At 58.0% G+C, this 6364-nt stretch carries 5 protein-coding genes and 1 pseudogene; all 6 read right to left on the bottom strand.

Annotation, left to right across the window (positions count from 1 at the left end; all coding sequences use genetic code 11):
• Positions 1–11: 11 nt before the first annotated feature.
• Positions 12–191: pseudogene (locus HWX25_RS32335) on the bottom strand (type VI secretion system contractile sheath large subunit); the annotation flags it as partial.
• An 81-nt stretch (positions 192–272) separates the two neighbouring features.
• Positions 273–1280, bottom strand: coding sequence for a T6SS immunity protein Tli4 family protein (locus HWX25_RS32330; RefSeq protein ID WP_175912634.1), 1008 nt, complete (start codon positions 1278–1280; stop codon positions 273–275).
• A 53-nt stretch (positions 1281–1333) separates the two neighbouring features.
• A complete protein-coding gene (locus tag HWX25_RS32325) occupies positions 1334–1636 on the bottom strand; it encodes a DUF2345 domain-containing protein (protein ID WP_279610154.1) in 303 nt (100 codons plus the stop codon).
• A 307-nt stretch (positions 1637–1943) separates the two neighbouring features.
• Entirely contained in the window at positions 1944–2843 is a 900-nt protein-coding gene (locus tag HWX25_RS32320; RefSeq protein ID WP_175912632.1) for a T6SS immunity protein Tli4 family protein, read from the bottom strand.
• The gene (locus HWX25_RS32315) at positions 2840–4630 is read right to left on the bottom strand and encodes a hypothetical protein (RefSeq protein ID WP_175912630.1); all 1791 of its coding nucleotides are present in this window, start codon (positions 4628–4630) and stop codon (positions 2840–2842) included. Before HWX25_RS32315 ends, HWX25_RS32320 begins: the two co-directional genes overlap by 4 nt.
• Before the next feature lie 30 nt (positions 4631–4660).
• Positions 4661–6364, bottom strand: a 1704-nt coding sequence (gene vgrG, locus HWX25_RS32310; RefSeq protein WP_175912629.1) for a type VI secretion system Vgr family protein, incomplete at its 5' end; no start/stop codon positions are given.

The raw sequence follows: 6364 nt of genomic DNA, 5'->3' as shown, positions 1-6364 counted from the left end.
CAAACGTCAAATCAGCTCTTGGCCTTCGGCATTTGCGACACCAGCGACAGCCCGATGTCCATACCCTCTACCTGGAAGTGCGGGATGATGAAGAGCTTGATGCGGAAGAAACCCGGGTTGTCCTCAATGTCCTCGACGGTCACCTTCGCGTCGCGCAGCGGGTGCGAGGCCTGCAGTTCGTCGCCCGGATTCCAGACGAAGCGAGACGGCGGCTTGTCTGGTGCGGGTGTCTTCGGCGGCAGTTTGTCGAAATCCACAGGCATCAGTTATCTTCAAAAGGCATTGGGACGAGGCCGAAGGCTACGAGACACCGCATCCCACAGAGCCGCGGCCTCCCCTTCCGTGAGTGACGATTGCTTGATTGTGTCTGCCTCGGCCAGAAAATTCGGGCTCGCGGTTAGCATGTCGAAAACGATGTAGGGCGCTTGGGGGCTACCCTGGTAATTCGCTTCCAGCGAGCCATGAATTCCTTGCACGTTCACCTGCGTGAGCGCTGACACCAATACCTCGTCCACTTTCATGCCGCTAGGCAGTTCGACATTCCCGGATCGAATCATCCGCCCCTGAGCCGTCTTCAATGCATCCTGGACATCCGCACTCCGTACACGAGGCAGCAACGTGCTGGATGCCTGCAAGCCGGAGAAACTGTCCCAACTGAACGCAACATCCGGCTTTTCAGCAAGTACATAGCTAGTCGAAACTTCCTCGCTTTCTGAAATTGCCTTACCCGGCATGAAGCCGCCAACGAAGCAAGCGCCAGGTTCCGTCGGAATAACGTCGTCGGGACGACCTTGTAATTTCTCAATCAGATCAAAGGCCAGCGCCAATTGACGCGGCACATCATTTTGAACTTCCTTTTCCTTGACCCACGATTTATTTTTTTCTACAGATCCACTCCAATCCGTGCCCTCGACCTTCAGACTGATTTGGTAACCACGATCCCACTTGTGAACCTCGATGTCACGATTCGCGTCACTTAACTCTGGATTAAAAATGAAGTAGCGCGTATTTTCGATTCCGCGAACTTTTCCACTCTCGAAGAAAAACTGATAATCACGTGGATTTCTCGCCGTCTTAAGTTCCACCTGACGCGCATCCATCTCACGCTGAAACTCCTCCAACCTCTGAGCTTTCGCGTCGACATTCACACCGTCAAATTTAGCATTTCCGATTGGCAACGCGTTGGCAGGCAGTTCGATCAAATAGCGCCCGACACAGCGCGACTTCATATCTGTTGTCATTTCCATCACAGTCCTCTTTTCCTGTTCTGTGAGCTTCATGTCCTTGACACTGCAACTCGTCAGCATAACTACGCAGACCAACCAACCGGCCTTTAGCATGGCGTGTATTCCATCGACGTGCCCTTGACATTGCTCACCAAACGCGTGATTGCTCGGAGCGCGAACAGCCGGCATGGCAATGGGTTATATGCGCCCTCGTGCTCAACTCCTCCGAAGGCAACGCAAGCTTTTGCAAAAGGTGCAGGCGCACGCCCCGACCGGATAGGGACCGTACCGTTGGACGAGATCCCGACGTAGGAACCGCCACATTTGAGGATGAGCTCGCTTTTCGCTTCGATCGTGACCCGCCCGTTAGCGCTGGTCATCCGCATGTTCTTTTCTGACATCAGGTGCATCTCGTCGCCTTATGCTTGAATCTCGACTTGCCCCCGAGCTGCAAAGGGCTTCCGACCGAGTTTCTGCGCGAAGAACGACACGAGTTCGCTCGTTGCGACCGCAACCCGCTTCATAACGACGATTTCTTGTACGATCGACCGATAGAGCAATGCGATTCATTGCGCTTCTGGCAAGGCGACGGAAACAATTCTTCGTCCAGGTACCGCATGACGTCGCCTACCGTCATGGCATGCGGTGCGCAGCACGGGATACGAGGCCCGAGCGTGGCGACGAGCGCCATCAAGACTTTGCGGCGGGACAATGTTGTCATACCGCCCCCGGGCGCAGGCGAATGGAATCCACCACGCCATCCCACAACTCCAGTGCCTCGCCATCGTTGGCGAAGGACTCCTGATTTGTCGGATAGGCGCTTTCGCCTACGCGCAATGATGCATTCAGATTAGGTTCGGCCAGCGAGTACGCCTTGCCCGGCGCTTCCCATTTGAATCCGTAGGTGCGTTTGCCGTCCTGCGTGCCGGCCACCAGAATCTCGTCCGCTTCAATCGGGCCGATGGGCCGGGCACGGTTGCGCAACTGGCCCACGCCGACCACCGCCCCTAGCAATGCGGGCAGAACCCCTCCCGCGCGGGCACGCAAGCCGGGCTCCACACTCTCTTGCGCATAGGACGTCAGCCGGAACCAGACATCGGGTTTGTTGGGCAGTCGGATGTTCAGTTCCCAGCTTTCGAGGTTGAAGTCCTTGTCGACCAAGATGGCGTTACCGGCGACAAAACCAATGCTTTCCGGTAGTTCGCCGGGCGGGATTTCTTGCCACTCGCGAGACATGTCTTGACAGGTGCCAAGTGCACTGGTCCTGAGGTCCGGCGACACCTCTCCTGAGTACTTCAGGCTTTTTGAGCCGGCCCGGAAGTAGGTATCGAATCGATACAAGATATCGCCTGTCGGACGATTCCATGAGATCAGCGTTACTGAACCGTTGGCGTGCGGCACCCGCTCAATGAACAAAGTGCCATATTTAACGTGTTTGGTAGCGCGCAATTCCTGCTCCCTTTGAGCAACCAAGTAATTAAAGCTTGCTTGCGTCGTGATCCCAGGCAGCAGGTCAATCTTCACCTCGTTGTACTTATACGTCTCGACGGTAGTCGCCTCAGGGGGAAGTTCCACCAGATGGCGCCCGACGGCTCGAGTTATCCAACCTTGCTTCATGCCGACTCCTTTTTGTGCCAGTGGGCTTCCTGAGCGATCTTGACGATGGCGTACATGGTCGCGTATAGCGATCGGCCGTACGCGTCGCCGTAGCTGCCCTGATGGTCATATCCGAAATGCTCGTTGCATTGACCGGCGTTGCCTTGCCCGTGGGCAAAACTCATGGCAATGCCGGCCTTGCCCGGGGCCTCACCCGAATACACCGGGACGGTCCCGTCCCCCGGGCAATCGGGTTCACTGATGGTGAGCTTGATGTTCGAGGTCGTCACGAGTGTGCCGTTGCCGTCGTCGCCTGCAATAGTCATCTCGACAGCGTCAAAGTCATCCAGCCCGCCTCCTTCCCACGCCACCTCGCCCCAAGTGAAGCGGTCCTTGCTCGCCAACAGTCCTGTTCCCAAGAGCCCTCCCGGATTCTTGTCAATATCACGCTTGCCCTGCGCGCCATAGTGGGCATAGGTGAGGTGGTTGTAGCGATTCTCGATGGCTTGGTGAAACTCTCTGATTTTTTCAATTGTTTCATTAAGGTCGACGCGCGGCAGCTTACGCTTAGGCTTCGAAGCGGCCGCCGATCCAGCCCCTGCCTTCTTCCCCTCCGGATTCATTAGCCCCAGATTCTCGTCCGGCACCAACCCATACCACGCCGGCGAGGAATAAATCTCGTCATAGGGATCGCCGTTCTGCGGCAACGCAAGAATCTCTCTCCCACTCCCCTTGTCCCGCACCTTGAGCCACGGTTTGCCGTCGTTGTAGTCCGCAGTGGGCAGCAGTTCGAGGCCACCAGGCGCTTGCGAGAGAATCGCCACCACGTCTGCGGCGTTGCGGCCGAGGAAGAGTCGCTCCGCCCCTTCAAAGCCCGAGCGCATACGCTTATAGGTTGCGGGCGCACCCGTAGCGGGTTGCACTCCGTGCGAAACGCCCAACACCTTGTCACAGTGGTGCAGTTCCGTGAGCGAGCGGCTGACCAGCCCACCCATCGAGTGGGTGACGACGATCACCTTTTCCGCCATCGGCCGATTCGGTGCCGGACGCTCGTTGTAGCATGACAACCCGCCTTTCCCGTCGGGCGTGTCGGGGACCACAATGCCTTTGCCTTCGTTGTAGAACGGCAGAATGGTTTTTTCGATCAATTCCTTGATGGCAGCACCGGAGTCCCGGTTGCTCTGCAGCCAGTTGTAGCCGCCGGCCCAGACGTCGAATTGGTAGTTCGCGGCATGCAGGATTTCTTCACGCGTGAGAGCATTGCCTTCTTTTGCCCCCCATTTCGTGGGGGCATCCTGGCCGGCTTCGGCCGCCCATTTCTGAAGGTCAGCTTCGCAGCGTTGGAAGTCATACCGAGACAGATCGTTCAGCAGATGCTGAAGTTTGGCCATGAACGGATGGTAGCTGGAGCGCATCAAGGCGCCCCAGCCACGCGCGACCAGCACATTCTTCGGCAGCCCGCTCTTGCCAGCATCGATCGGCCCGCTGGGATCGATTTCTACCGAGTTGGTCACCAGATCGCCGGCACGTTCCTTGGTGTTCTTGAACAAATAACTGAACAATTGTCCGATCAGGTCCGCGGCACCACGCAAATCCGCGTTGGGTGGCTGCCAAACACTGGTCTTGCCTTCTTTCTTACGAAGGTTCGTGCCCATGATGCCAGGCAGGAAGACAATAGGAATGACGTAGGGCTTCGCGAGCACGATCTTTTCGCGTCGATCCTCCGTGGAAGTCAGCGCCGCGATGCTGTATTGGTCACCGTTCTCGTCGACCATGCTGTGATGCAGAACGGAAAGGGATTCTGTCATGAAGTTGTTCTCGACCGAGAGTCAGTAGGTTCAGTCCAGCACACGAATGCGAACGTGCTCAGTGAAGAGGCTTTTTTGATGTGGCGTCTTGCCAGACTCGTCAGTCAGCACTTTAAGCACGCTACCGTCGTCCCGCTTGATCTCGGCGCTTGCATTACCAAGCGGCTCTCCTGTGGAAGGATTTCGCAAGACGTAGGTATCGGCGTAATTTGCGTGCTTCCACGTGTTCATCGATTCTGCAAGCGAACTCGGCCCCTGCCGGCTGAAGGCTGCCGACTTGATTGTCCGGTTGCCGCGTGTTCCATCTTCGATACCGGTCGAGGAAATACGGACGTAGGAACCGCCACATTTGAGGATGAGCTCGCTTTTCGCTTCGATCGTGACCCGCCCGTTGGCACTGGTCATCCGCATGTCCTTCTCGGACATCAAGTGCATCTCGTCACTCTGCGCCTGGATCTCGACCCTGCCACGAGCCGCAAAAAGTTTCATCCCGAGTTTCTGTGCAAATAGCGATACGAGTTCGCCAGCTGCAACCGTGAACCGCTTCATGACGCCGATATCAGCGTTTCCGCCGGCGGTGGCGATCAGATTGTCGTTCGCAGTGAGTTGAAGATCGGTTCCGGATGCCAGTCCCATCCCGTCCGGCGCACTGACGAGCACGCCCGATTTTTTCAATTCCTTGAGCGTTCCGTCGAGCAACGCGCGTTGACGGTCGTAATCCGCCGCGACAGCTTGCGCTGCGCTGGCCGTCTCACCGAGCGACCGCATCTGCTGCAATGCCAGATCGAGCAACCCCTGGGCGCCCTGCATCGCAAGTTGTTGACCGGAGGCACCCGATTGAGCTTCAGCGGTGACAAGCACCCCTTTTGCGCCCCGAACCGAAACGTGCTCATCCGTCCGGAGCTCAGCCCCCTTGCCTCGCTCCTTGCGCTCCCCATCGACCATATGCCCGAGATTGAGCTCACTGGTCTGAAACGGCGTCGTCAGATGAATATGCTCGACGCCTTCCTTATCCTCCATCCGCAACTCGTTCTGCGCGGCCGTGCGGATCAGGTTCCGGGTGTGGTTCAGGTTGTTGACGAGATCCGGATGCAGGCTGTCGTGCATCGCGCCGATAATCACGGGCCGATCCGGATGGCCGTCCGTAAAGACGATCGCCACCTCCGCCCCGTCGATCAGCGGGAAGTGATGCCCATAGTTGTCGCCGCTATACGGCTTCGCGAACCGCACCGGCCGACTCGTGCCACCCGGACTCCACTCATCGAGGTCGAACGGCAGCTTGATCACGTACCAGCCCTGCTCAGTCAGGTACGCGTACTTGTAGTCGCCCGGTGACGTAATGCGGGCCGGCAGGATGCCGTCGATGGCCGGTCGCTCGATCGAGGCCATCGGCGTACGCCAGACCCGGTCCGACGCAATTCCCTCGAAGCTCACCCAATACGCATCACTGCGCCCGCCGCGCGATTCGACCGACGTGATGAAGATCCCGTGCTTCGCATCGGCCTGAACCGGGTCGACGCGCATCACCTCGCCCGCTTCGAGCCAGAACGGATTGCCCGTGCCGTTGAAGGTGATCTGCGCGGCTAGATACTCCTCGTGGCGCCGACGAGCGATCTGCTGACCTTCCTCCGGCGTCTCGTAATGCTCGCCCCAGCGATAGTCGATGCCGTTCGTCGACTTGTCCGCTCGCGCGGCGTTTTCCTCGACGAGCAGCGACACACCGGCCTGCCGGTG

This window comes from Burkholderia sp. BCC1640, from assembly GCF_902833125.1.
In the GTDB taxonomy this organism is placed as follows: Bacteria; Pseudomonadota; Gammaproteobacteria; order Burkholderiales; family Burkholderiaceae; genus Burkholderia; species Burkholderia diffusa.
Note: the sequence above shows the minus strand (reverse complement) of the source record. Positions and strands in the feature narration are given on the sequence as shown.